We start from the raw sequence: 23,651 nt of genomic DNA, 5'->3' as shown, positions 1-23,651 counted from the left end.
GATGGAGGTGATTCGCCCCAACTGACCGAGAGGCCCTGTCCTGCCATGGCGCTCGCCCTTCTCACCCGACTTCGCGACCGCTCCAGCCAGCGCGCCCCATCGCCCATACCCCGCGGCGCCGGCGCCCTGGACCTGACCGTCCTCGACCCGGTCGGGCTGCCGATGGCCGGGGCGGACGTGCTGGTCAGGAGCTCCGAGGGCAAGGAAGTGATGCACGGGAAGACCGACCCCAACGGCATCTTCACCGCGACCCTGCGGCCCGACGCGTACCACCTCGTGGTCACCAGCGACGGCTTCCGGCCCGAGCGCAGGGACACCCAGGTCACCGAGGCGCAGCGGATCCCGCTGCGCCCGGTCACCATGGAGCTCGCGCCCGCCCCGCCGATGCCGACGCCGGGCCAGTGGCGGATCGACCCGGACCACACCTCGATCCGCTTCACCGCCCGGCACATCGGGCTGGCGCAGATCCACGGCCGGTTCAACCGCTTCGAGGGCAACCTGTGGATCGCCGGGGACATGCGCGACTCCCGGGTCGAGGTGACCATCGCCGCGGCCAGCATCGACTCCGGTGTCGCCATGCGCGACGACCATCTGCGCGGGCCCGACTTCCTGGACGTGGAGCGCTTCCCCTATCTGCAGTTCTCCGGCGACCGGTTCGTGCACAAGGGCGGCAGCCGCTGGACCGTGCAGGGCGTGCTGCACCTGCACGGGGTCAGCCGCTCCGTCCAGCTGGAGACCCGCTACCTGGGCATCGGCACCGGCATGATGGGCGAGACCCGCACCGCCTGCACGGCCACCACCGAGCTGCACCGCGAGGACTTCACGCTGGACTGGCGCAAGCTGCTGTCCAAGGGCATCGCGGCCATCGGCGCTACGATCCAGATCGAGATGGACATCCAGGCCGTACAGCACGAATAGACCGCCGGGGAGGCCGCCGATGCCGGACACCGCCCTACCGCTGGCCGCCGCGCTCGCCGCCGGCCCCCTCGTCCTGGACGGCGGACTGTCCAACCAGCTGGAGTCGGCCGGGCACGACCTCGGCGACGCGCTGTGGTCGGCCCGGCTGCTGGCCGAGGACCCCCAGGCGCTGGTCCGGGCGCATCTGGCGTACTACACCGCGGGCGCACGGGTGGCCATCACCGCCAGCTACCAGGCCACCTTCGAGGGCTTCGCCCGGCGCGGCATCCAGCCCGAGGAGGCGGCCCGGCTGATGCGACGCAGCGTGGAACTGGCGCGCGAGGCCGCGCACCAAGCCGGTGCGCAGGGCGTACCGGGTCCGCTGTACGTGGCGGCGTCGGCGGGCCCCTACGGTGCGATGCTCGCGGACGGCTCGGAGTACCGCGGCCGCTACGGGCTGACGGTGGCGCAGCTGGCGGCCTTCCACCGGCCGCGCCTGGAGGTGCTGGCCTCGGCCGCGCCGGACGCCCTGGCGCTGGAGACCGTGCCGGACACCGACGAGGCCCGCGCCCTGCTGCGCGCCGTGCGCCAACTGGGCGTGCCCGCCTGGCTCTCGTACAGCATCGAGGGCGAGCGCACCCGCGCCGGGCAGCCGCTACAGGAGGCCTTCGCGCTGGCCGCCGAAGCGGACGAGGTGATCGCGGTGGGCGTCAACTGCTGTGCGCCCGCCGATGCCGACCGCGCCGTCGAACTGGCCGCGGCCGTCTCCGGCAAGCCGGTCGTGGTCTACCCCAACAGCGGTGAGCGCTGGGATGTCCGCGCACACGGCTGGCAGGGCGCCGCGACCTTCACCGCCGAGCGGGTCGTCTCCTGGACGGCGGCCGGGGCCCGGCTGATCGGCGGCTGCTGCCGGGTGGGACCGGACTCCGTCGCCCGGCTCGCCGCGCTGCTGCCCCCGGCCGCCTGAGGGCACGTCCCACACGGCGCGCGTACGGCCCCGGGGTCCAGGTCGTTACGCGGTCGCAACGCAACCGGCGGCGACAGCGGGCGGCACCGGTGGCAGGATGCAGGCCAACTCTCCACAGGTCAGCTCGTGTTGGTGCCGTTCACGCCCAGGAGGCCCGGTGTCCGCTCGCACTACTTCGCCCGTCATAGCCGCCGCGCTCACGCTCGTCTTCGTGGCGGCCTGCACCAGCACCACCTCCTCCGGGAGCGGCACCGGCGGGATCGCGCTGGCACAGTCCGGAAAACTCCTGACCTGCACTCAACTCCCGTACGAGCCCTTCCAGGTGAAGAAGGGCAACGAGGTCGTGGGCTTCGACGTCGACATGATCGACCTGGTCGCCAAGGAGCTGAAGGTCAAGCAGGAGATCGTCGACACGCCCTTCGAGGGCATCAAGAGCGGCGAGGACCTCAACACCAACAAGTGCGATGTGGCGGCGGCCGGGATGACGATCCTGCCCGAGCGCGCCAAGAACTTCGACTTCTCCGACCCCTACTTCACCGCGACGCAGTCGCTGCTGGTCAAGAAGGGGGCCCCGTACACCTCGATGGCCTCCCTGAAGGGCAAGACGCTCGCCGTACAGCTGGAGACCACCGGCGAGATCTACGCCAAGAAGCACGCCAAGGGCGTGGAGCTGCGGCAGTTCGAGGACCTGGGGCTGCTGCTCAGTGCCGTCAAGGCGGGCAAGGTCGACGCGGGCATCAACGACAACGGTGTGCTCTACGACTTCGTGAAGAAGAACACCGACATGCAGGTCACCGCGGACTTCAACACCGGCGAGAAGTACGGGTTCGGGGTGCGCAAGGGCAACGACAAGCTGCGCGCGAAGATCAACGAGGTGATCAAGAAGTCGCGGTCCGACGGCAGTTACGACCGCATCTACAAGAAGTGGTTCGGCACCGCACCCAAGAAGTGACACCTCAATCTGCCCTTCTCACCGAGGAGTTGCTTGTCCCATGGCCCTGTCCCGTCGCAAGCGGGCGCGCGTGCTGCGGGCCGTCCAGTACGCGGTGCTGGCCGGCGCGGTGCTCGCGCTCGCCCTGCTGACCGACTGGGGTGAGGTCCGCCGGGCGTTCTTCGACGTCGAGGTGGCCAAGGCCCAGTTCCCCGACATCATCACCACCGCCCTGCTCAACACCGTCATCTACACCGCGCTCGGCTTCGGGTTCGGCCTCGCGCTGGGGCTGGCACTGGCCCTGATGCGGCTCTCGCAGGTGCCGCCGTACCGCTGGCTGGCGGTCATCTACATCGAGTTCTTCCGCGGCGTCCCGGCGCTGCTGGTCTTCATCACCCTCGGCTTCGGTGTGCCGCTGGCCTTCCAGGTGTCCCTGGACATCTACGTCACCGTCATGCTGGCGCTCGGCCTGGTCGGCGCCGCCTATATGGCCGAGACCATCAGGGCGGGCATCCAGGCCGTGCCCAAGGGGCAGATGGAGGCGGCCCGTTCGCTGGGCATGTCGCACGGCCGGGCCATGGTCTCCATCATCATTCCGCAGGCCTTCCGGATCGTGCTGCCGCCGCTGACCAACGAGCTGATCCTGCTGACCAAGGACTCCTCGCTGATCTATCTGCTGGGGCTCTCGCTGGGCCAGTACGAGCTGGCGAAGTTCGGCCGGCAGGCCCTGAATCAGTACCGCAGCCTGACCCCCATCCTGGTCGCGGGCCTGTTGTATCTGGTCATCACCCTCCCGCTGGGCCATCTGGTCCGGCGCCTGGAGGCCCGTACGGCGAGAGCCAGGTGAGCGCGGTGAGCAACGGTCGGGCAGTACACGACGATGTGCCCCGGGAGGCCTCCGGGGCCGCGATCGACGTACGGGATCTGCACAAGTCCTTCGGTGACCTGGAGGTGCTGCGCGGCATCGACTTCTCGGTGGGGCGCGGCGAGGTGGTCTGTCTGATCGGCCCCTCCGGGTCGGGCAAGTCGACGCTGCTGCGCTGTGTGAACCTGCTGGAGGAGCCGACCTCGGGGCAGGTGTCGGTCGCCGGGACGCTGGTCACCGACCCGGACGCGGACATCGACCGGGTGCGGCGGCGCATCGGCATGGTCTTCCAGGCCTTCAACCTCTTCCCGCACCTGACGGCGCTGAAGAACCTCACCATCGCCCAGCAGCGGGTACTGCGGCGCGACAAGGCCGAGGCACAGCGGATCGCGCGGGCCAATCTGGAGCGGGTGGGGCTCAGCGACAAGGAGTCCGCCTACCCTGCGCAGCTCTCCGGCGGGCAGCAGCAGCGGGTGGCCATCGCCCGTGCGCTGTCCATGGACCCGGAGCTGATGCTCTTCGACGAGCCGACCTCGGCGCTGGACCCGGAGCTGGTGGGCGATGTGCTGGCGGTCATGCGGACGCTGGCCGACGAGGGCATGACGATGCTGGTGGTCACCCACGAGATGAGCTTCGCGCGCGAGGTCGCCGACCGGGTGGTGTTCCTGGACGGCGGGGTCATCGTGGAGGAGGGCGTGCCGGAGCAGGTGGTGGGGCATCCGCGGCACGAGCGGACGCGGACGTTCCTGGCGCGGGTGCTGGACCCGGCCGCCGCCCGAGTCGGGGAGGTGGCGGACACCGGGCCCAACACCAAGCGCGTGGACCGCTGAGGCGGCCGGTGCGCGGTTCGGCCGGCGCTCGCCCGCAGTTCACCTGCCGTTCGAACGGGGCGAGGACGCTGGGCCGGTCCGTGTGCCGGGTGTCTCTGGAGGTCCCATGTCCCCTCGTGTGCTGCGCCGTCCGCTCGTCCTGGCGCTGCCTCTGGCGCTGCTCGCCTCGGCCGCGGCGAGCAGCGGCGCCGCGCAGGCCGGGCCGCCGCCCGCCACGGTGACCGGCACGGCGACGCTCCAGGACGTCCCGCTGGGCGCGTTCAGCAACGCCATGCTCCCCGGCAGCGTGGCCGACGACCGCGAAATACGGCTCGGCGGCATCGGCAGCGACCTGTTCCCGGCCGGGCGCCCCGGGGAGTTCTGGACCGTCACCGACCGCGGGCCCAACGGGCAGATCAAGGTGGACGGCACCAAGCGGCGCACCTTCCCGGTGCCCGGCTTCGACCCGGCCATCGTCAAGATCAAGGTGCGCGGGAAGCGGGCCACGGTCCTCACGTCCGTGCCGATCACCACCCGTTCGGGCCGGGCCGTGACGGGGCTGCCCAACCAGAAGGGCCGCGACGAGGCCCCGTACACCTATGACGCCTCCCGGCCGCTGCCCTACCGCGCCGACGGGCTGGACCCGGAGGGGATCGTGCGGGCCGCCGACGGCACCTTCTGGCTGGCGGAGGAGTACGGTCCCTCGCTGGTCCATGTGTCGGCCTCCGGGAGGGTGCTGGCCCGCTACGTACCCAAGGGGCTGCGGCTGACGGGCACCGGCTATCCCGTGATCGAGGCGCTGCCGGGCGCCTTCCTGGCGCGCAAGGCCAACCGCGGCTTCGAGGGCCTGGCGCTGCTGCCGGACGGCGACCTGGTGGCGGCGCTGCAGAGCCCGCTCTCGCTCCCCGGCAAGGCGGCGGGCGAGGCCTCCCGTACGACGCGGCTGCTGCGCTTCTCCCCCGCCGAGCGCGCCGTCACCGCCGAATACGCCTACCGCTTCGACCCGGTGGGCGTGGTCGACCCCGGCGAGAAGGACACCTCCGAGCTGAAGATCTCCTCCGTGGTGGCGGTGGGCCGCGACCGGCTGCTGGTCCAGGAGCGCACCGACCGCACGGCCCGGCTGCACCTGGTGCGCCTGCGCGAGCGGGACAGCATCCTCGGCTCGCGCTGGGACGACCCGGCGAGCACGCCCTCCCTGGAGGAGTCCGGGGACGCGGTGCCCGCCCTGGCCAAGCGCCTGGTGGTGGACCTGGGCAAGGTGGCGGGCGTACCGGGCAAGATCGAGGGGATCGCCGTCACCGGGCCGCGCACGCTGACGCTGGTCAACGACAACGACTTCGGCATGACGGACGGCCCCGGCGCCTTCGATGACCGGGGCCGTCTCGTGGACAGCGGGGTGAGAACGACCGTGACCACCGTCCGGCTCAGGAAAGCGGCTTGGTGAGCTTTCGGGTGTTGTCCTTGTTGCCCGTCATGCTGCAGCTGACGGACTTGATGCCGATCCGGTAGCCGCGGGCGTTGGGGAACTGGACGTAGGTGCCCTCGGCGGTCCCGGCGGGCTGCCGGCGGCCCACCCGCGCCAGGTCCGCCTTGCACAGCTCCGAGGCCTTGGCCTTGATCTCGGTGTCCGTGGTCAGCCCCGAGGAGAGCTGGTGGATGGAGACGACCTCGGCGTCGTGCGGGGAGTAGCAGGACTTGGACTCGTTGTAGCCGTTGCCGCTGCCCGAGACGTTGAAGCAGTCGCCCCGCTTGAGCTGGAAATAGGAGATCTTCCCGCCGTCGGGGGTGGCCGACGGGCTGGAGTAGCTGTCCGAGCCCGAGGGGTTGTTGTAGCTGTCCGACGGGGACGGGGAGGGCGTGCTGCTCACGGACGGCGAGGGGGAGGAGTTGGTCCCGCCCGCCTGCGGGGGCGCGGGCGGGTCGTCGTCGCCGGTGGCGATCACCACACCGGCGATGGTGCCCGCCAGCACGACCGCACCGGCCGCGATGATCGCCGCGATCTTCCCGCCGTTCCCGCCGCCGCTGGGCGGCACGGGCGGTCCGGGCGGGGCCGGCGGGGGCCAGGAACCGCCGGGGCCGCCGGGGCCCGCGGGTCCGGGAGGACCGTAACCGCCGCCCGCCGGGGGGCCGAAGCCGCCGGGCGGGGGCGGGCCACCGGCGGGCGGACCTCCGGCAGGGGGGCCGTAGGGGCCAGGGCCCGGCCCGAAGCCGCCGGCAGGCGGGCCGAACCCACCCTGGTTGTCATGGGGTGGCTGCTGCGGCGGAGGTGCGGGAAAACTCATGACACAAATGATCGCCTCTCCCGGCGCTCCTGATGACCACAGTGACAAAGCCGGTACAAAGCCGAATCCGAACGCAGTGCCAAAAGACCTGGCCGACCACGGTCGCCCGGAACCACTGCGACCGAAGAGGGCAGTTTTGTCCGCCAATGACGTGCGGGCGGCACCGGCGGCCCGCAGCTACCGGGCGCTGGACAGGGCGCGCGCCGGTGCGCCCGCGCTCCCCGGCAGCGCGCTGCGCGGGCTCTCCGCTCCGCGCCCGCCTCCTGGATGACACACCCGTATCTTCCCGGGCGCGGCCGAATTACTATGCCGCAGCGCCCGGGTGTCCCTGGCGCCGACGGCAGGACCCGGGCGCTGCGGCGCGGCACACAGGGAGAGCACGATGGGCACAACGGCAGCGGGACCGCTCGTCGTCGGTGTGGACAGCTCCACCCAGTCCACCAAGGCCCTGGTGGTGGACGCCGAGACGGGCAGGGTCATCGCGCGCGGACAGGCCCCGCACACCGTCCGGGGCGGACCGGGCGGCGCGGGCAAGGAGAGCGATCCGGCGCAGTGGTGGCAGGCGCTCGGCGAGGCGCTGCGCCGGTGCGGCGGCCCGGCCGCCCGGGCGACGGCGGTCTCGGTCGCGGGCCAGCAGCACGGCCTGGTCACACTGGACGCCGCCGGAGCGCCGGTGCGTCCCGCGCTGCTGTGGAACGATGTGCGCCCCGCGCCCCAGAGCCTGCGCCTGATCGAGGAGTTGGGCGGCGCACCGGAGTGGGCGCGCCGCATGGGCAGCGTGCCGGGCCCCTCCTTCACCGCCGCCAAGTGGTCCTGGCTGCGCGAGCACGACCCGGCGGCGGTGGCGGCGACGGCCGCGGTACGGCTGCCGCACGACTACCTGACCGAGCGGCTCACCGGCCAGGCGGTCACCGACCGCGGTGACGCCTCCGGCACCGGCTGGTGGGATTCGCTCACCGGCCGCTACGACCAGGAAGTGCTCCACCACATCGGCCTGGACCCCGCCCTGCTGCCGCGGGTCGCGCTCCCCGGCGAGGCGGCGGGCACGGTACGCGCCGAGGACCTGCCGCTGCCCAAGGGCGCGCTGGTGGCCGCCGGGACGGGCGACAACATGGCGGCGGCGCTCGGCCTCGGGCTGCGCCCCGGGCGCCCCGTACTGAGCCTGGGCACCTCCGGCACGGTCTACGCCGTCGCCACCCGCAGGCCCGCCGATCCCACCGGCACCGTCGCGGGCTTCGCCGATGCGCGCGGCGACTGGCTGCCGCTGGCCTGCACCCTCAACTGCACGCTGGCCGTGGACCGGATGGCCGCCCTGCTGGGCCGCGACCGCGAGGCCGTGGAGGCGGGCGGCTCGGCGGTCGTGCTGCCCTTCCTGGACGGCGAGCGCACCCCCAACCTCCCGCACGCCTCGGGCCTGGTGCACGGCCTGCGGCACGCCACGACCGGCGGCCAGGTGCTGCAAGCCGCGTACGACGGCGCGGTCTTCGCGCTGCTGCGGGCGCTCGATCTGGTCCTGGACCAGGGCGCCGACGCCCGCGCCCCGCTGCTGCTGATCGGCGGCGGCGCCAAGGGGCAGGCCTGGCGGGAGACCGTACGCCGCCTGTCGGGGCGGCCCGTAGTGGTGCCCGGGGCACAGGAGTTGGTGGCGCTGGGCGCCGCGGCGCAGGCCGCCGGGCTGCTGTTCGGGATGGATCCGGCGGCGGTGGCCAGGCGGTGGGGCACGGCGCGGGGCGAGGAGTACGGGCCGGTGGAGCGCGACGCGGCGGCCTGGGAGCGGCTGGAGCGGACGCTGGAGGCCGTGGAGGCGCTGCCGTACGGCTGACGCCGCGGGTCCGGTGGGCTGTAAGGCCAACTCCCCTGCCCCTCTTGGCTCTTGACCGTCCGCCGCCCTCTGGGGCACATAGGCTCCGGCTGCATCCCCCGCAATGGAATCCGCTAAACCTATCCAGCCGGATTCGGTTCTAGTCCACTCATTCGAGCGATTGTGTCGATAAAAACAGCGGCACTATCTTCGCTGTTCGGCGAACGATATTTGTTCAGGTATCAGCGATCGATGGGGCGACTGTGACTGTTCCGGAAGTGACACTTCCCGGCCTCGAAGGCGATTCCAAGAATTCAAGTCTGGCCACCGGCGCCGCGCGGAATTTGGCGACCACCACCAAGACCGTCCCGCAGATGCAGGGCATCACCTCCCGGTGGCTGCTGCGGCTACTGCCCTGGGTCCAGGTCTCCGGCGGCACGTACCGCGTCAACCGCCGCCTGACCTACACCGTCGGCGACGGCCGCATCGACTTCGAGGTCAGCGGCTCCGAGGTCGCGGTCATCCCGGACGAACTACGCGAACTGCCCGTACTGCGTGACGTCGAGGACGGCGCGGCGCTCAGCGCGCTCGCCGAGCGCTTCACCCAGCACGAGTACGCCCCCGGCGATGTGATCGCCGAGGAGGGACAGCCCGCCGACCGCCTGGTACTGATCGCCCACGGCCGGGTCGACCGGCTCGGCAGGGGCAAGTACGGCGACCAGGCGGTGCTGGCCGCCCTCGCCGGCGGCGACCACCTGGGAGACATCCAGCTCACCGATGCCGACACCGCCTGGAGCGCCACCTACAAGGCCGTGACCCGGGTCACCGTCGTCGAACTGCCGCTGGCGGCGGCGCAGGAGATCGCCGACCGCTCGCCGTCGCTGCGCGAGCACCTGGACCAGTACGCCGCCCGGCCCGAGCAGCCGCACAACGCCAGCGGCGAGGCCGCCGTGGCACTGGCCTCCGGCCACCACGGCGAGCCGGTCATCCCGCACACCTTCGTCGACTACGACCTGGCGCCGCGCGAGTACGAACTCAGCGTCGCGCAGACCGTGCTGCGCACCCACACCCGCGTCGGCGACCTCTACAGCGACCCCATGGACCAGGTCGAGCAGCAGTTGCGGCTGACCATCGAGGCGCTGCGCGAGCGCCAGGAACACGAGATGGTCAACAACCGCGAGTTCGGGCTGCTGCACAACGCCGACCTCCGGCAGCGCATCCCCACCCGCTCGGGCCCGCCCACCCCCGACGACCTGGACGAGCTGCTGGCGACGGTCTGGAAGAAGCCCGGCTTCCTGCTCGCCCACCCCAAGGCGATCTCCGCCTTCGGCAGGGAGTGCAGCAGCCGTGGCCTGTATCCGACGGCGGTGGACTTCATGGGGCACTCGCTGCCCTCCTGGCGCGGCGTCCCCATCTTCCCGTGCAACAAGATCCCGGTGACCGCCGAGGGCACCAGCTCGTTCCTGGTCATGCGCACCGGCGAGGCGGACCAGGGCGTGGTCGGTCTGCACCAGACCGGTATTCCCGACGAATACCAGCCGGGCCTGTCGGTGCGTTTCATGGGCGTGAACGACAAGGCGCTCCTCAATTACCTCGTCAGCGCCTACTACTCGCTGGCCGTGCTCGTCCCGGACGCACTGGGAATTCTGGAGGACGTGGAGGTCGGCCACTGACGAACTCCGCGTGACGTCAAGGACCGAGAAAAGATTTGAGGAAATTTTGGCGTGGCCGACGCAACATTTCGCACTGCTCGAATTATTCACGCCATCTGAGGCGTGGCTCGATCCGCACCCGGACTCCGGGCGCCCCGCCGGCTCCGGCGCGCGCCGGGACCCTCAGCCGTCCCGCAGCACAGCCACCCGTAACGCACTTGCACAGGAATAGGTGAGTATCTCCCATGACCACTTCGGTCGACCCCACGCCCGAGCTGGACGGCTCCGACTCCGCCACCGCCGCGTCGAGCCTGGCAACGGCCGCGGCACGCAATCTTGCGACCACCACCAAGACCGTGCCGCAGATGCAGGGGATCTCCTCCCGCTGGCTGCTGAAGGTCCTGCCGTGGACCGAGGTCTCCGGCGGTACGTACCGCGTCAACCGCCGCCTGACGCACACCATCGGCGACGGCCAGGTGGAGTTCACCACCACCGGTGCCGAGGTCCGGGTCATCCCGGCCGAACTGCGTGAACTGCCGCCGCTGCGCAGCTTCGAGGACCAGCCCGTCCTGGAGGCGCTGGCCGGCCGCTTCGTCCAGCAGGAGTACGCGCCGGGCGACGTGCTGGTGGAGAAGGGGCGGCCCACCGACCGGGTCATCCTGATCGCGCACGGCAAGCTCGACCGCGTCGGGGAGGGCAAGTACGGCTCCGACACCACGCTCGGCGTGCTCGCGGACGGCGACTACGTCGGCGAGGCGGCGCTGCTGGCGCCGGACGCCATCTGGGAGCACTCGGTCAAGGCCGTCACGCGGGTGACCGTACTCTCCCTGACGCGCGCCGAGTTCGAGGCGGTCGCCGGGCAGTCCGAGGGGCTGCGCGACCACATCGAGAGCTACCGCTCCGCGCTCGTACCGCCGCAGAACAAGCACGGCGAGGCCGCCATCGACGTCACCTCCGGCCACGTCGGCGAGCCGGTGCTGCCGGCCACCTTCGCCGACTACGAGCAGACCCCGCGGGAGTACGAACTCAGCGTCGCGCAGACCGTGTTGAAGATCCACACCCGGGTCGCCGACCTCTACAACGACCCGATGAACCAGCTGGACCAGCAGCTGCGGCTGACCATCGAGGCGCTGCGCGAGCGCCAGGAACACGAGATGATCAACAACCGCGAGTTCGGGCTGCTGCACAACGCCGACCTCAAGCAGCGCCTGCACACCCGCTCGGGCCCGCCCACCCCCGACGACCTGGACGAGCTGCTCGCCCGGCGCCGCAAGACGCAGGTGCTGCTGGCCCACCCGCGCACCATCGCGGCGATCGGCCGGGAGTGGAACGCGCGCGGCATCTACCCCTCGGGCGTGGAGTTCGGCGGCGCCGAGGTGCGCGCCTGGCGCGGCGTACCGCTGCTGCCCTGCAACAAGATCCCGATCAACCCCGACCAGACCAGCTCCGTCATCGCGATGCGGCTCGGCGAGGAGAACCAGGGCGTGGTGGGCCTGCACCAGACCGGCATCCCGGACGAGTACCAGCCGGGCCTGTCGGTGCGCTTCATGAACATCAACGACCAGGCGATCATCAGCTACCTGGTCAGCGCCTACTACTCCGCCGCCGTCCTGGTCCCCGACGCCCTCGGCATCCTGGAGGACGTCGAGATCGGCCACTGACCCCCGCACCGGGTTCCGTCGTCACGCGCCCCTCCCCCGCTCCTCGTCCGCGAGGGGGTGGGGGAGGCGGCCGTTGAGCGAAAGGCGGGCCATTGGTCAGGCCATTGGCGGTGCGGCCGTCTCCTTGGCACGGCGGGCGCGGTTGCGCATGATGAACTCACCGCGTCCGCCTGACATGTACGCGACCTTCAGTTCCGGTCGCCGGCACAGACAGGAGCTCCGTATGGAACCCGCGCGCAGCCGGCCCTCCCGCCGCCGCCTCCTCCAGGGCGCCGCCCTCGCCGCGGCGGCGGCCGCGCTCACCCCGGCCGGCGCCGCCCGCGCCGCCTCCCGCGCCGACTACCCGCCCACCCACTGGACCCCGGCCAGCTCCGCCAACTACACCGTCGCCGACCGGCCCCGGCAGTACCCCGTCCAGTTCGTCGTGGTGCACGTCACCCAGGAGTCCTACGCCGACACCATCAGGATCTTCCAGAATCCGGCCAAGAAGGTCTCCGCCCATTACGTCGTCAGGTCCGCGGACGGCTACATCGGACAGTGCGTGCGCGAGCGCGATGTCGCCTGGCACGCCGGCAACTGGGACTACAACACCCGCAGCATCGGCATCGAGCACGAGGGCTGGGTGAGCGACCCGAAGTGGTTCACCGAGGTGATGTACCGGCAGTCGGCCCTGCTGACCGCCGCGATCTGTGACCGCTACGCCATCCCCAAGGACCGGCGGCACATCATCGGCCACGCCGAGGTCCCCGGCTCCGACCACACCGACCCCGGCCAGTACTGGGACTGGTCCCACTACATGTCCCTGGTCAAGGCGGCCTGAGACGGACATCACGCCGCCCGCGCCGGGCAGGTCGCGCCACGGGGGACAGATGCCGCACCGATAGGCTTTACGGGTGAGTGGCGAGATATCAGACACCAGTGTCGCTGCGGCGAAGGCCAGGGCGGGCCGTCTCCTGCTGGCCTTCCGGCACGGCAACCAGCAGGCGTTCGACGAGGCTCTGCCGCAGGAGATGACCGCGGAGGAGAGCCGGGACCTGGTCTCCGCGCTCGCCTGGGTCGCCAACGAGGCGGTGCGCAAGGCCTACCGGGCCGAGGTCGCCGACCAGGTGCTGCGCCATCTCGCCCGCAAGTCCCCCGACGACGCGCACTGGGTGGAGACCGACGAGGAGGCCGCTCCGGACGTGGCCCTGCTGCTCGAAGCGCTGCGGGACGGCGACGTGGACGGTGTACGCACCTTGATTCGCACCACCCCTGACACCACCTTCGTCCTGGGCCGCCTGACCCTGGCCACGGCGATGCTGCTGCCCTCCGTACCGCAGGACACCCTGCGCGACGTCCTCGACGAGCTGCGTACGCCCGCGCACGACGACCCCCGCGAGCAGTCCGGCTGAGGTGTCCTGACGGGCGTCTTGACACCGGCGGCGCCCCCTTCCGCCCGTCCCGCGCCATGGTGAACTCCCCTGCCCCGTGCGACAGTTGGCGGGACCTCTGGGGGGATCGTGAAGCTGCGGTTCGGCCGTGTGCGTACGGCGTTGACGGTTCTGGTGGCGTGGGGCGTGCTGGTCGGGGGCGGCGTGGCCGGCGGGGTGTCGGCCGCCTCCGCGGACGCCAGGGTGCGGGTGGCGGGCGGTGCGCCCATAGCCCCCGGGGTGGAGTACCGCGCCTTCTCGGTGACGGTGCCGCGCGGCACGGCCCGCGGCCATCTGCTCACCGTCGACCTCACCGAGCCGCGGGTGGCGGTGGACCTGCTGTACGCGGGCGCGGTCGGCGCCCGCCAGGTGGTGTCCCAACAGGCCGATCTGCGCGGCGCGGTGGCCGCCGTCAACGGCGACTTCTTCAACATCGTGGAGACCCAGCACCCGGGCGTGGAGCCGACCGGCGCCCCGGTCGGCCCGGCGATCGCCTCGGGCATGCGGCTCAAGGCGGCGGTGCCCGACGGGCAGCGCTTCGGCCCGGCGCTGCCGCCCGGCACCAGCGCCCAAGACGTCATCGGCGTGGGCCGCGACCGCCGGGCGCGCGTGGACCGGCTGACGCTGTACGGCGTGGCGCTCACCCCGCAGGGCCCGCTGCGGCTGCGCGGCCTGAACCAGTACGCCCTGCCGGTGGACGGCATCGGCGCGTACACCCCGCTGTGGGGGCCCACCTCGCGCATCCGGGCGACCTGCGGCACCGACACCGACCGGGCCGCGCCGTGCAGCGCCGAGACCTATGAGGTCACCGTCCGGCAGGGGCGGGTGAGCCAGGTCGCCGAGGTGCCGGGGCGGGGCGGGGTCGCCGAGGGCAGCGTCGTGCTCGTCGGGCGGGAGGAGGGGGCGCGCTGGCTGCGCAAGCTGGCGGTCGGCGACCCGGTGCGGGTGGCGCACCGGCTGGCCGCCCGGCACCCGGTGCCGCTGCGCTTCGCGGTCGGCGGCTTCCCGATCCTGCGCGCGCAGCGGCCCCTGGACGGCCTGGACACCGTCGCCGCCGCCATCCGCTCCGCCGCGGGCATCGGCGAGCACGGCCGCGTACTGCGGCTGCTCGCGCTGGACGGCGCGCCGGGCAACGCCGGTCTGACGGTGAGCGAACTCGCCCTTTTGATGCGCGAGTTGGGTGCGCGGGACGCGGTGAATCTGGACGGCGGCGGGTCCTCTACCCTGGTGGCCCGCGAGCCGGGAAGCGAGCGGGTGAGCGTGCGCAACCATCCGTCGGGCGGGGCCGAACGGCCCGTGCCCAACGCGATAGGCGTCTTCGCCCGCGACCGGTAGACCTGCCCTCTTGTTGGTATATACCTGACGGTAGGGTGCGGATCTTGTCCGTATCACTACGACAAGGGGGGACCTTGCGTACGCACCTGGCCGAGACGGCCCATCAGCTGGCGGCCGTCCTGTGGCAGCAGCACACCGTGTACCGCGACCGGGCCGGCACCATGATCATCCGGGGGGACCACGTCCAGCGGTGGATCAGCATCGCGCCGACCGGTTCGCGCGGCGAGGTCCTGCTGCGCGCGGGGCGCATATTGGAGGGCGGGACGACCGCCCCGGCCCGCTCGGAGGCGGTGATCCCGCTCGCGCACGGCACGACCGAACTGGCCGCGGCCTGCCGCCGCCTGCTGGCGGAGGCCGCGACGGACGCAGAGGCGCCGCGAAGACCCCAGCGGCAGCCGCGCGCACAGGAGCCGCGGGGCCGAAGGAAGCAGAAGAGGCAGCAGGGCCGGAACAAGCAGCGGCGGGAGCGGCGCACGCCGTCGCGGCGGACCAGCTTCTCCTCCTGGGTGATCATCGCGGCGGTGGCCGGGACCATCCTCCTGATCGCCCTGTCCACCTACGGCCTGCTGCCGGGCCTGTAGCGGCGGGGATACGTCAGCGGCGGCGCCCCGTGGGGTGGACTCCCTTGCCGGGCAAGGGAGTTGACCGTTCCGCGGGGCGCGCCCGCGTCACGGGCGCACGCTGGAGACGGCGTGCGCCGCGCCCTGGAGCCCGTTGCGGATGTCCGGCGCGATGCCGGAGCCCGCGAGGTAGAAGCCGAGCAGTGTGCAGACCAGAGCGTGCGAGAACCTGAGCTTTCCGCTGCGCAGAAGGGTGGCGGCGAGGATGGCGAGCAGGACGACGACCGAGACGGAAAGAGTCATGGGAAACCTCCTCCGCTGCCGGATCGAGGCAGCGATTGGCGGCTATTTTTGCGCATTGCGCGGTTTGTCCGGTTCGCTGTCCGGTGCTCCATACAGGTGATCGTCGCGGGTCACCGCGCCGCCCTCCAGGCTTTTGGCCTGCTTGATCTGCGCGTACAGATGCGCCCGCAGACGCGCGAAACGCGGGTCGGAGCGGGTGGTGATCTGGTCGCGCGGCCCCGGCAGTTCGACGGCGAGATCCTCCTGGACGACGGTGGGCGCGGCCGTGAGGACGACCACCCGCTGCGCCAGATAGACCGCCTCGTCGATGTCGTGCGTGACCACCACGGTGGTGATGCCCAGGCGCCGCCACAGCGCGAGCAGCAGATCCTCCAGCTCGGCGCGGGTCTGCGCGTCCACGGCGGCGAACGGCTCGTCCATGAGCAGCACTTGGGGTTCGTAGGCGATGGCCCGGGCGAGGGCGACCCGCTGCTGCATACCGCCGGAGAGCTGCCAGGGATGGGCGGCCGCGGCCTCGGCGAGCCCCACCTGCGCCAGCGCCTCCTCGACCAGCACACGACGCCGCGCCGCGCCCACCTTCTTCGCGCGCAGCGGGAGTTCGACGTTGCGCCACACCGTCATCCACGGAAAAAGGCTGCGCCCGTACTCCTGGAAGACCACGGCCGTGCCCGGCGGCGGGCCGTGAACGGGGCGTCCCGCCAGGCGGATCTGCCCGGTGGTGGGAGCCAGCAGGCCCGCGGCACAGCGCAGCAGGGTGCTCTTGCCGCAGCCGGACGGCCCCACGACACAGACCAGTTCGCCCTCGGCCACCGTCAAGTCGATCCGGCGCAAGGCCTCGACGCCGCCGCGCCCGGTGTAGGTCTTGCCCAGCCCGTCGATCTCAAGCATCGTTCTCCCGGTCGCCGCCGCCCCTGCCGCTGTCCGAATGCCAGGACAGTATGCGGCGTTCCGCGGCCCCGAAGGCCAGCGAGAGCCCGAATCCGATCAGGCCCAGGACCGCGATGCCGCTCCACATCTCGGGGATGGCGAAGCCGCGCTGGAAGAGGACGACGGTGTGGCCGATGCCGGAGGTACTGGCGAACATCTCCCCGACGACCATGAGGATGATCCCGATGGACAGCGCCTGCCGCAGCCCGGCCATGATCTGCGGGCTCGCCGCGGGCAGCACGAGGTGCCACAGCCGGGCGGGGCCGCGCAGCCCGAAGCAGCGGCCGGTGTCGGCCAGCACCTCGTCCACCGCCCGTACGCCCTCGACCGTGTTCAGCAGCACCGGCCACAGACAGCCGGAGACGATCACCAGGATCTTCATCGCGGTGTCCAGGCCCGCCAGCAGCATGATCAGCGGCACGAGGACGGGCGGCGGGATGGCGCGGAAGAACTCCAGGACGGGTTCGGCGGCGGCCCGCAGGGCGCGCGAGGAACCGATGGCCAGGCCGAGCGCGATGCCCAGCAGCCCGGCGAGCACGTACCCGGCCAGCAGCCGGCCCAGGCTCGGCAGCACGTCCTGGGTGATCCGGTCGCTGAACCACACCTCGGCGAAGGCGGTGGCCACGGCGGCGGGCGAGGGCAGATAGAAGCCGGGGCGAGCGGCGCTGTAGGCCCACCAGCCCAGGATCAGCACGGCGGGCAGGCCCAGCGCGCGCAGCAGCCGCGCGGCCCGCCGCTTCACCGGGGCACCTCGCCGCGTACGGACGGGTGCCAGGCCAGCACCCGCCGCTCCACCAGGCGCACCGCCGTATTGACGGCGACGCCGACCAGGCCCGCCAGCACGATCAGCGCGTAGACCTCGGTGACCGCGCCGCCGGACTGCGCGAGCTGGATGCGCAGCCCCAGCCCCGGGCTGCCGATGACCAGTTCGGCGGTGACGGCCAGGATGAAGGCCACCGAGGCGGCCAGCCGCAGCCCGGTCATCACGTACGGCAGGGCGGTGGGCCACACCAGGTGGCGCAGGTAGGCCCAGCGCCCCAGCCGGTAGCTGCGGGCGGTCTCGCGCGCGACGGGGTCGATGTCGGCGACGCCGTACAGGACCTGGATGAGGACCTGCCAGAAGGCGGCGTAGACCACCAGCAGGAGGGTGGAGCCGAGCTCCGCGCCGTACAGGAGGGTGGCCAGCGGGATCAGGGCGACGGAGGGGATGGGGCGCAGGAAGTCGATGGTGGAGGCGGTGGCCGCGCGCAGCCCCGGCACCGCGTCGATGACCAGGCCGACGGCGAGGGCCAGCGCGAAGGCGATGGCCAGGCCCAGCGCCCAGGAGCGCAGGGTCTGGCCCAGGGCGGTCCACAGCCCGGCGTCGCCGCACTCCTGGGCGAGGCGGCGCAGGACGGCGGTGGCCGGCGGCAGATGGCGGCGGTCGACCAGGCCGAGCCGGGGGACGGCCTCGGCGACGGCGAACAGGCCCGCCAGTCCGGCCAGCCCGTACGCCGCCGCGCGCGGTCCGGCCGGGGCGTGCCGCTCCCTCACGGGAGCAGGGCGTCGAGGTCGGCGCGCTTGGTCAGGACGCCGTCGCCGCGGGCGAGGTCCGCGACGGCCTGTAGGGAATCGCGGTTGATCCGCGTCGGGAACTTCGGCAGCACGATCTTGGGGATGACCTGCGGCGGGATCTTGGTGTAGGTGGGCAGGACGTCCCGTACGGCCTGGGGGTGGCTCTGGGCGTAGGCCAGGGACTCGTTGATCGCGGCGGTGAAGCGGCGCGCGAGGTCGGGGCGCTCGCGCACCAGCTTGTCGGTGGTGAAGTACATGGACACGGTCAGGTCGGGGGTGGCCTGGGCGAAGGGCCAGGCCACCTCGCGGGAGCCCTGGGCGACGGCCTGGGCCATGAAGGGCTCGGCGGTCCAGATGGCGTCGACCCGGCCGGAGGCGAGCGCGGCGTTCATGTCGGGCAGCGGCATCTCGACGAACTTGATCGTCGAGGGGTCCGCGCCGGCCTTGCGGACGGTGGCGCGGATGGTGGTGTCGCCGATGTTCTTGAGCTGGTTGACGGCGATGGTGCGGCCCGCCAGCTGCCGGGCGCTCTTGACCGGGCTGTCCTTGGCGACCACGACCGCGCTGTAGTCCTGGCGCGGCCCCGCCCTGCCGGTGGAGGCGACGCCGTTGGCCACGACCTTCAGCGGCAGCCCCCGCTCGCGGGCGGTGAGCAGGGAGGTCGCGTTGGCGAAGCCGAAGTCGAAGCGGCCGCCGACCACCCCCGGAATGCTCACCGCGCCGTTCTGCACCGAAGTGATCTTCGCCTCGATGCCGTGCTTGGCGAAGAAGCCCTTGGTCCGCGCGAGATGGACCGGCGCGTTGTCCACGATGGCGAGCGCGCCGATCTCGACCCGGTCCGCACCGTTCTTGCCCTTGCCCTTGCCGCTGCCGCCGTTGCCGGATCCGGAGTCACCGCAGGCGGTGAGGACCGTCAGGAGCGCTGCTGCCGCCGCCAGGGCGGCCCGTAAGCGATACACGCGGGAACCGTAGGGGTGCCGGGTGATGTCGTCAACCATGCGAAGTGGCATGGATCACATCACTCAACGCAACGAGAAGTCGATGTTTTCCGTCTTAGCGCCAGACATCGCCGACGTTCACCCGAAGGAAAGACGGACCGCACGCCCATGAGCCAGTCCCCCGCTCACCGCCTTCCCCGGCACCCCCGCACCGTCCGCGCCGCTCTGGCGCTGGTGCCGCTGATCGGGATCGGCGCGCTGAGTGCCTGTGGCGGCAGCGCGGGCGCGGCCCAGCAGGGCAAGCCGGTCAAGGTCGCGCTCGGCGCGGCCGACGGCACCCGGACGGTGAAGGCGGGCGATCAGCTCAAGGTGAGCGCCTCGGGCGGGGAGCTCACCGAGGTCGTGGTCACCGACCCCAAGGGCAAGCAGCTGGCGGGCCGGATCGCGGCGGACGGCGGCACCTGGACCTCCAGCGCGAAGGCCGCGCCGGACACCAAGTACTCCCTCGTCGCCAGGACCAAGAACGCCCAGGGCGGCCGGTTCGAGGCCAAGGAGTCGCTGACGACGGCCAAGGCCGACAAGCTCAACAAGCTGACGCTGGGCCCCGGCTCCCAGGGTGCGGTGGTCGGTGTGGCCCAGCCGGTCACGATCACCTTCGACCACCCGGTCACCGACCGGGCGGCGGTGGAGAAGCAGCTGAAGGTCTCCACCGACAACAACACCACCGGGTCGTGGGGCTGGGTCAAGGACTACAGCGGCCGCGACCGGGTCGACTGGCGGCCGGAGAAGTACTGGAAGCCCGGCACCAAGGTCAGCCTCCGGGCCGACCTGAGCGGAATCGACTCCGGTGGCGGCCGATACTTCGCCAAGGACTACGCCCTGAAGTTCACCATCGGCACGAGCCAGGTGGTCAAGGTGGACCTCGACAGCAAGCACCTGACGTTCGTGGACAGCGGCAGGGCGATCAAGGAGATACCCTTCTCTGCCGGTAAACCGGACGCCACGCACTCCACGTGGACGGGCATTTTCCCACTGATGGCCAAAGAGGGCACGATCAACATGAACTCCGAGACCGTCGGCCTGGGTGACGCCTACAACAAAATGGTCCGCGACGCCATGAAGCTGACCAATTCGGGCACTTACGCCCACGCCGCACCGTGGAATGCCTCCAAGGTCGGCAGCATCAACGACAGCTCCGGCTGCATCGGTCTGACCGACGCGGACGCGGACTGGCTTTACTCCAAGGTCCGCGTCGGTGACCCCTTCGAGGTCACCGGGTCCTCCGTACGGGGGAACGCCAAGGAGAACAACGGACTCGGGGACTGGATGGTCCAGTGGTCCGAGTGGCAGCGAAAAAGCGCCCTCTCATCGAGCAGCTGACCCCTTTCAGAGCCTAATGTGACGGAATGAGCACCGTGCAGGACCAGGACCAAATAACGGCGTGGGAACGGTTCCGACGCCGTGTCCCCAACGGCTTCGCCATCTTTTTCAGTCTTCTCGGACTGTATTGCGCCCTGACGGCGCTGATCAGCCCGCTGCGACGCGCATTGCGGCCGGTGACCTACTGGCTGGACACTCTCACCGTCCCGGTGCAGTCCAACTTCGCGTACGCCGCGTTCCTCTTCTTGCTGGCCGCGGCGATGACCGCGCGCAAGCGGGTCGCCCTGTGGTTCGTCACCGCGTACATGACGCTGGTGCTGCTGATCGACGTGGTGATCCTGTCGGCGGGCTACTGGCAGTACGCCGTCTCGCCGTTCCTGTGCCTGGCCGGACTGATCCTGCTGCTGGTCTCGCACCGCGAGTTCTACGCGATCACCCGGCGCGGCGCGTTCCTGCGGGCCGGCGGGGTGCTGGTCGCCGGACTGGCCGTGGCCACGCTCGTGGGCTGGGGCCTGGTCGCCCTGTGGCCCGGCACGCTGGAGGCCGGCAGCGGCAACCGTCTGCTGTGGGTCCTCAACCGCGTCTGCGGTGGCCTGGTCACCGGTGAGCGCCACATCTCCGGCCACCCGCCGCACTGGCTCTACACCCTGCTCGGACTCTTCGGCGCGCTCGCGCTGCTGAACGCCGCCCTGGTCCTCTTCCGCTCCCAGCGCATGGAAGCCGCCCTGCACGGCGACGAGGAGCCGCGCATCCGCGCCCTGCTCAAGCGCTACGGCGGGGACGACTCGCTGGGCTACTTCGCCACCCGCCGCGACAAGGCCGTCGTCTTCGCCCCCAGCGGCAAGGCGGCCGTCACCTACCGCGTGGAGGCCGGTGTCTGCCTGGCCTCCGGTGACCCGGTCGGTGACCGCGAGGCCTGGGTTCCCGCGATCCAGGAGTGGATCAAGCTGGCCGGCCGCTACGGCTGGCAGCCCGCCGTCATGGGCGCCAGCGAGGACGGCGCCAAGGCGTACGCGCGCTGCGGCCTGGGCGCGCTGCAGCTCGGCGACGAGGCGATCCTGCACGTCAAGGACTTCGACCTGGACGGCCGCGAGATGCGGGTCACCCGCCAGGCCGTCAACCGCGTCGAGCGCACCGGCGCCACCGTCCGCATCCGCCGCCACTCGGCGCTCACCGACGAGGAGATGCAGGAGGTCATCCACCGGGCCGACGCATGGCGCGACACCGAGACCGAGCGCGGCTTCTCGATGGCGCTGGACCGCCTGGGCGACCCCGAGGACGGCGACTGCCTGCTGGCCGAGTGCTTCGACGGCGACGGCAACATGATCGCGCTGCTGTCCTTCGTGCCCTGGGGCAAGGACGGCATCTCGCTGGACGTGATGCGCCGTGACCGCAGCGCGCCCAACGGCGTCATGGAGTTCATGGTCGCGCAGCTGTGCGTGCAGGCCGGACAGTTCGGCTACCGCCGTATCTCGCTGAACTTCGCGGTCTTCCGCGCCGCCTTCGAAGAGGGCGCGCGCATCGGTGCCGGACCGATCCTGAAGGTCTGGCGCAGGCTGCTGCTGTTCTTCTCCAAGTGGTGGCAGCTGGAGGCGCTGTACCGCTCCAACGCCAAGTACGACCCCGAGTGGTACCCGCGCTTTTTGTGCTACGCCGACACCGGCGCGCTGGCCCGTATCGGCCTGGCCTCCGGTATCGCCGAGGGCTTCGTGGCCGTACCGAGCCTGGGCAAGCTGTGGGGCAAGGGCCACAGCAAGCGCCGGGTGCTCGCCCCGACCAGCACCGCGGGCCTGCCCTCCCTGGACGAGCTGGGCCTGGCCGAGCAGCCGCCCGCCAGCGAGGAGGAGCTGCGCGAGCGCGAACTGGCGGCGCTGCCCGAGCAGGTGCGCATCCGCCACCGCAAGCTGGAGCGGCTGCGCGAGGAGGGCATCGACCCGTACCCGGTGGGCGTGCAGCGCACACACACCCTGCAGCAGGTCCGCGACGAGCACCCGGCGCTGGCCGCCGGCGCCCGTACCGGCAAGGTCGTCACCATCGCCGGGCGGGTGCTGCTCACCCGTGACCACGGCGGTGTGCTCTTCGCCGAGCTGCGCGACTGGTCCGGCGACCTGCAGATCGCCCTCACCCGCCAGGACAGCGGCCAGGAGCTGCTGGACCGCTTCGGCTCCGACATCGACCTGGGCGACCACGTCGAGGCCGAGGGCGAGGTCGGCACGTCCGACCGCGGCGAGCTGACGGTGTTCGTCACCAGCTGGCGCCTGACGGCCAAGTGCCTGCGCCCGCTGCCCGACAAGCGCCTGGGTCTGTCCGACCCCGAGGCCAAGGTCCGTCAGCGCTATGTGGACCTGGTCGTCTCGCCGGACGCGCGCGAGACGGTACGGGCGCGCAGCACCGCCGTTCAGGCACTGCGCCAGGGCCTGATCGAGCGCGGCTACCTCGAGGTCGAGACGCCGATGCTCCAGCAGATCCACGGCGGCGCCAACGCCCGCCCGTTCCAGACCCACATCAACGCCTACGACCTGGACCTGTACCTGCGTATCGCGCCGGAGCTGTACCTCAAGCGGCTGTGCGTGGGCGGTATGGAGAAGGTCTTCGAGATGGGACGCACGTTCCGTAACGAGGGCATCTCCTACAAGCACAACCCCGAGTTCACGATGCTGGAGGCCTACCAGGCCTTCGCCGACTACGACGTGATGCTCAACCTGACCCGGGAGCTGATCCAGGGCGCGGCCATCAACGCGTTCGGCAGCGCCACCGCCCGCAAGGCGGACAAGAACGGCAAGCTCGTCGAGCACGACATCTCGGGGATCTGGCCGGTCAAGACCGTCTACGGCGCGATCTCGGAGGCGCTGGGCGAGGAGGTGACGGCCGACACCGACCAGGAGAGGCTGCGCCGCCTGTGCGACGCCTCGGGCGTGCCGGTCAAGCCCGAGAACGGGCGCGGGGACATCGTCCTGGAGATGTACGAGCGGCTGGTCGAGGAGAAGACCACGCTGCCGACCTTCTACAAGGACTTCCCCACCGACGTCTCGCCGCTGACCCGTCAGCACCGCAAGGACCCGCGCCTGGCCGAGCGCTGGGACCTGGTCGCCTTCGGCACCGAGCTGGGCACCGCCTACTCGGAGCTGACCGACCCGGTCGAGCAACGCCGGCGTCTGACCGCCCAGTCGCTGCTGGCGGCGGGCGGCGACCCGGAGGCGATGGAGCTGGACGAGGACTTCCTCCAGGCCCTGGAGTACGCGATGCCCCCGACCGGTGGTCTGGGCATCGGCGTCGACCGCCTGGTGATGTTCCTGACCGGTCTGTCCATCCGCGAGACGCTGCCGTTCCCGCTGGTACGGCGCCGCTGAGCCGGGGGGGGGGGGGGGGGGGGGGGGCGG

Annotated in this window: 22 protein-coding genes; 16 read left to right on the top strand and 6 right to left on the bottom strand. The window is 71.6% G+C overall.

From position 1 onward, the window contains the following. Nucleotides 1–45: 45 nt before the first annotated feature. From AC4IJH_RS33275 to AC4IJH_RS33250, 6 genes are all read left to right on the top strand, one after another. Nucleotides 46–918: a YceI family protein gene (locus AC4IJH_RS33275; RefSeq protein WP_490855664.1), complete on the top strand. Its 873-nt coding sequence runs from the start codon at nucleotides 46–48 to the stop codon at nucleotides 916–918. Nucleotides 919–937: 19 nt separating this feature from the next. Further along, nucleotides 938–1,864 carry a homocysteine S-methyltransferase gene (mmuM, locus tag AC4IJH_RS33270; protein WP_490855663.1) on the top strand — a complete coding sequence of 309 codons (927 nt, stop codon included), beginning with the start codon at nucleotides 938–940 and terminating at the stop codon, nucleotides 1,862–1,864. 157 nt (nucleotides 1,865–2,021) lie between these two features. Further along, nucleotides 2,022–2,816, top strand: coding sequence for a transporter substrate-binding domain-containing protein (locus AC4IJH_RS33265; RefSeq protein WP_490855662.1), 795 nt, complete (start codon nucleotides 2,022–2,024; stop codon nucleotides 2,814–2,816). Nucleotides 2,817–2,856: 40 nt separating this feature from the next. Continuing rightward, nucleotides 2,857–3,642 (top strand): amino acid ABC transporter permease, encoded by a 786-nt coding sequence (locus tag AC4IJH_RS33260; RefSeq protein ID WP_490855661.1) that lies wholly within the window; start codon nucleotides 2,857–2,859, stop codon nucleotides 3,640–3,642. A 5-nt stretch (nucleotides 3,643–3,647) separates the two neighbouring features. Beyond that, nucleotides 3,648–4,490, top strand: coding sequence for an amino acid ABC transporter ATP-binding protein (locus AC4IJH_RS33255; RefSeq protein ID WP_490855660.1), 843 nt, complete (start codon nucleotides 3,648–3,650; stop codon nucleotides 4,488–4,490). Between the two features lie 106 nt (nucleotides 4,491–4,596). Next, nucleotides 4,597–5,913 (top strand): esterase-like activity of phytase family protein, encoded by a 1,317-nt coding sequence (locus AC4IJH_RS33250; protein ID WP_490855659.1) that lies wholly within the window; start codon nucleotides 4,597–4,599, stop codon nucleotides 5,911–5,913. Here AC4IJH_RS33250 and AC4IJH_RS33245 read toward each other — a convergent pair. Beyond that, on the bottom strand, nucleotides 5,894–6,502 hold the full coding sequence (locus AC4IJH_RS33245) for a hypothetical protein (protein ID WP_490855658.1): 609 nt from the start codon (nucleotides 6,500–6,502) through the stop codon (nucleotides 5,894–5,896). The genes AC4IJH_RS33250 and AC4IJH_RS33245 overlap by 20 nt on opposite strands. A 385-nt stretch (nucleotides 6,503–6,887) precedes the next feature. On the opposite strand from AC4IJH_RS33245, the gene AC4IJH_RS33240 reads away from it, so the two are divergent. The 8 genes from AC4IJH_RS33240 to AC4IJH_RS33205 all read left to right on the top strand — a co-directional run bounded on the left by AC4IJH_RS33240 (nucleotide 6,888) and on the right by AC4IJH_RS33205 (nucleotide 15,190). Then, nucleotides 6,888–7,022 carry a hypothetical protein gene (locus AC4IJH_RS33240; protein ID WP_490855657.1) on the top strand — a complete coding sequence of 45 codons (135 nt, stop codon included), beginning with the start codon at nucleotides 6,888–6,890 and terminating at the stop codon, nucleotides 7,020–7,022. A gap of 111 nt (nucleotides 7,023–7,133) precedes the next feature. After that, nucleotides 7,134–8,573, top strand: coding sequence for a xylulokinase (xylB, locus tag AC4IJH_RS33235; RefSeq protein ID WP_490855656.1), 1,440 nt, complete (start codon nucleotides 7,134–7,136; stop codon nucleotides 8,571–8,573). Between the two features lie 257 nt (nucleotides 8,574–8,830). Beyond that, the gene (locus AC4IJH_RS33230) at nucleotides 8,831–10,225 is read left to right on the top strand and encodes a family 2B encapsulin nanocompartment shell protein (RefSeq protein ID WP_490855655.1); all 1,395 of its coding nucleotides are present in this window, start codon (nucleotides 8,831–8,833) and stop codon (nucleotides 10,223–10,225) included. A 224-nt stretch (nucleotides 10,226–10,449) separates the two neighbouring features. After that, nucleotides 10,450–11,865 carry a family 2B encapsulin nanocompartment shell protein gene (locus AC4IJH_RS33225; protein WP_490855654.1) on the top strand — a complete coding sequence of 472 codons (1,416 nt, stop codon included), beginning with the start codon at nucleotides 10,450–10,452 and terminating at the stop codon, nucleotides 11,863–11,865. A gap of 223 nt (nucleotides 11,866–12,088) precedes the next feature. Then, entirely contained in the window at nucleotides 12,089–12,685 is a 597-nt protein-coding gene (locus AC4IJH_RS33220; protein ID WP_490855653.1) for an N-acetylmuramoyl-L-alanine amidase, read from the top strand. A 73-nt stretch (nucleotides 12,686–12,758) separates the two neighbouring features. Then, nucleotides 12,759–13,256 carry a hypothetical protein gene (locus AC4IJH_RS33215; RefSeq protein ID WP_490855652.1) on the top strand — a complete coding sequence of 166 codons (498 nt, stop codon included), beginning with the start codon at nucleotides 12,759–12,761 and terminating at the stop codon, nucleotides 13,254–13,256. 108 nt (nucleotides 13,257–13,364) lie between these two features. Further along, nucleotides 13,365–14,609 (top strand): phosphodiester glycosidase family protein, encoded by a 1,245-nt coding sequence (locus AC4IJH_RS33210; RefSeq protein ID WP_490855651.1) that lies wholly within the window; start codon nucleotides 13,365–13,367, stop codon nucleotides 14,607–14,609. 74 nt (nucleotides 14,610–14,683) lie between these two features. Continuing rightward, nucleotides 14,684–15,190, top strand: coding sequence for a hypothetical protein (locus AC4IJH_RS33205; RefSeq protein WP_490855650.1), 507 nt, complete (start codon nucleotides 14,684–14,686; stop codon nucleotides 15,188–15,190). Nucleotides 15,191–15,277: 87 nt separating this feature from the next. On the opposite strand, the gene AC4IJH_RS33200 is transcribed toward AC4IJH_RS33205, so the two are convergent. The 5 genes from AC4IJH_RS33200 to AC4IJH_RS33180 are packed head-to-tail and all read right to left on the bottom strand — an operon-like array spanning nucleotide 15,278 to nucleotide 18,912. Beyond that, nucleotides 15,278–15,472: a hypothetical protein gene (locus AC4IJH_RS33200; RefSeq protein ID WP_490855649.1), complete on the bottom strand. Its 195-nt coding sequence runs from the start codon at nucleotides 15,470–15,472 to the stop codon at nucleotides 15,278–15,280. Nucleotides 15,473–15,514: 42 nt separating this feature from the next. Continuing rightward, nucleotides 15,515–16,360, bottom strand: coding sequence for an ABC transporter ATP-binding protein (locus AC4IJH_RS33195; RefSeq protein ID WP_490855648.1), 846 nt, complete (start codon nucleotides 16,358–16,360; stop codon nucleotides 15,515–15,517). After that, nucleotides 16,353–17,141, bottom strand: coding sequence for an ABC transporter permease (locus tag AC4IJH_RS33190; protein WP_490855647.1), 789 nt, complete (start codon nucleotides 17,139–17,141; stop codon nucleotides 16,353–16,355). Before AC4IJH_RS33190 ends, AC4IJH_RS33195 begins: the two co-directional genes overlap by 8 nt. After that, the gene (locus AC4IJH_RS33185) at nucleotides 17,138–17,932 is read right to left on the bottom strand and encodes an ABC transporter permease (RefSeq protein WP_490855646.1); all 795 of its coding nucleotides are present in this window, start codon (nucleotides 17,930–17,932) and stop codon (nucleotides 17,138–17,140) included. Before AC4IJH_RS33185 ends, AC4IJH_RS33190 begins: the two co-directional genes overlap by 4 nt. Next, nucleotides 17,929–18,912 carry an ABC transporter substrate-binding protein gene (locus tag AC4IJH_RS33180; protein ID WP_490855645.1) on the bottom strand — a complete coding sequence of 328 codons (984 nt, stop codon included), beginning with the start codon at nucleotides 18,910–18,912 and terminating at the stop codon, nucleotides 17,929–17,931. The genes AC4IJH_RS33185 and AC4IJH_RS33180 overlap by 4 nt, the downstream gene beginning before the upstream one ends. Before the next feature lie 147 nt (nucleotides 18,913–19,059). Between AC4IJH_RS33180 and AC4IJH_RS33175 the strand changes: the two genes are divergently transcribed. Beyond that, nucleotides 19,060–20,271: a L,D-transpeptidase gene (locus tag AC4IJH_RS33175; protein WP_490855644.1), complete on the top strand. Its 1,212-nt coding sequence runs from the start codon at nucleotides 19,060–19,062 to the stop codon at nucleotides 20,269–20,271. A gap of 26 nt (nucleotides 20,272–20,297) precedes the next feature. After that, on the top strand, nucleotides 20,298–23,621 hold the full coding sequence (gene lysX / locus AC4IJH_RS33170; protein WP_490855643.1) for a bifunctional lysylphosphatidylglycerol synthetase/lysine--tRNA ligase LysX: 3,324 nt from the start codon (nucleotides 20,298–20,300) through the stop codon (nucleotides 23,619–23,621). Nucleotides 23,622–23,651: the final 30 nt, after the last annotated feature.

It is taken from the genome of Streptomyces sp. UF-297 (assembly GCF_058245575.1).
Note: the sequence above shows the minus strand (reverse complement) of the source record. Positions and strands in the feature narration are given on the sequence as shown.

Excerpts from the sequence above, each read along its gene's own strand:
- lysX (WP_490855643.1), top strand. The coding sequence starts at position 20,298 with ATGAGCACCGTGCAGGACCAGGACCAAATAACGGCGTGGGAACGGTTC.
- AC4IJH_RS33220 (WP_490855653.1), top strand. The coding sequence starts at position 12,089 with ATGGAACCCGCGCGCAGCCGGCCCTCCCGCCGCCGCCTCCTCCAGGGC.
- xylB (WP_490855656.1), top strand. The coding sequence starts at position 7,134 with ATGGGCACAACGGCAGCGGGACCGCTCGTCGTCGGTGTGGACAGCTCC.
- AC4IJH_RS33275 (WP_490855664.1), top strand. The coding sequence starts at position 46 with ATGGCGCTCGCCCTTCTCACCCGACTTCGCGACCGCTCCAGCCAGCGC.
- AC4IJH_RS33225 (WP_490855654.1), top strand. The coding sequence starts at position 10,450 with ATGACCACTTCGGTCGACCCCACGCCCGAGCTGGACGGCTCCGACTCC.
- mmuM (WP_490855663.1), top strand. The coding sequence starts at position 938 with ATGCCGGACACCGCCCTACCGCTGGCCGCCGCGCTCGCCGCCGGCCCC.
- AC4IJH_RS33200 (WP_490855649.1), bottom strand. The coding sequence starts at position 15,472 with ATGACTCTTTCCGTCTCGGTCGTCGTCCTGCTCGCCATCCTCGCCGCC.
- AC4IJH_RS33250 (WP_490855659.1), top strand. The coding sequence starts at position 4,597 with ATGTCCCCTCGTGTGCTGCGCCGTCCGCTCGTCCTGGCGCTGCCTCTG.
- AC4IJH_RS33260 (WP_490855661.1), top strand. The coding sequence starts at position 2,857 with ATGGCCCTGTCCCGTCGCAAGCGGGCGCGCGTGCTGCGGGCCGTCCAG.
- AC4IJH_RS33195 (WP_490855648.1), bottom strand. The coding sequence starts at position 16,360 with ATGCTTGAGATCGACGGGCTGGGCAAGACCTACACCGGGCGCGGCGGC.
- AC4IJH_RS33175 (WP_490855644.1), top strand. The coding sequence starts at position 19,060 with ATGAGCCAGTCCCCCGCTCACCGCCTTCCCCGGCACCCCCGCACCGTC.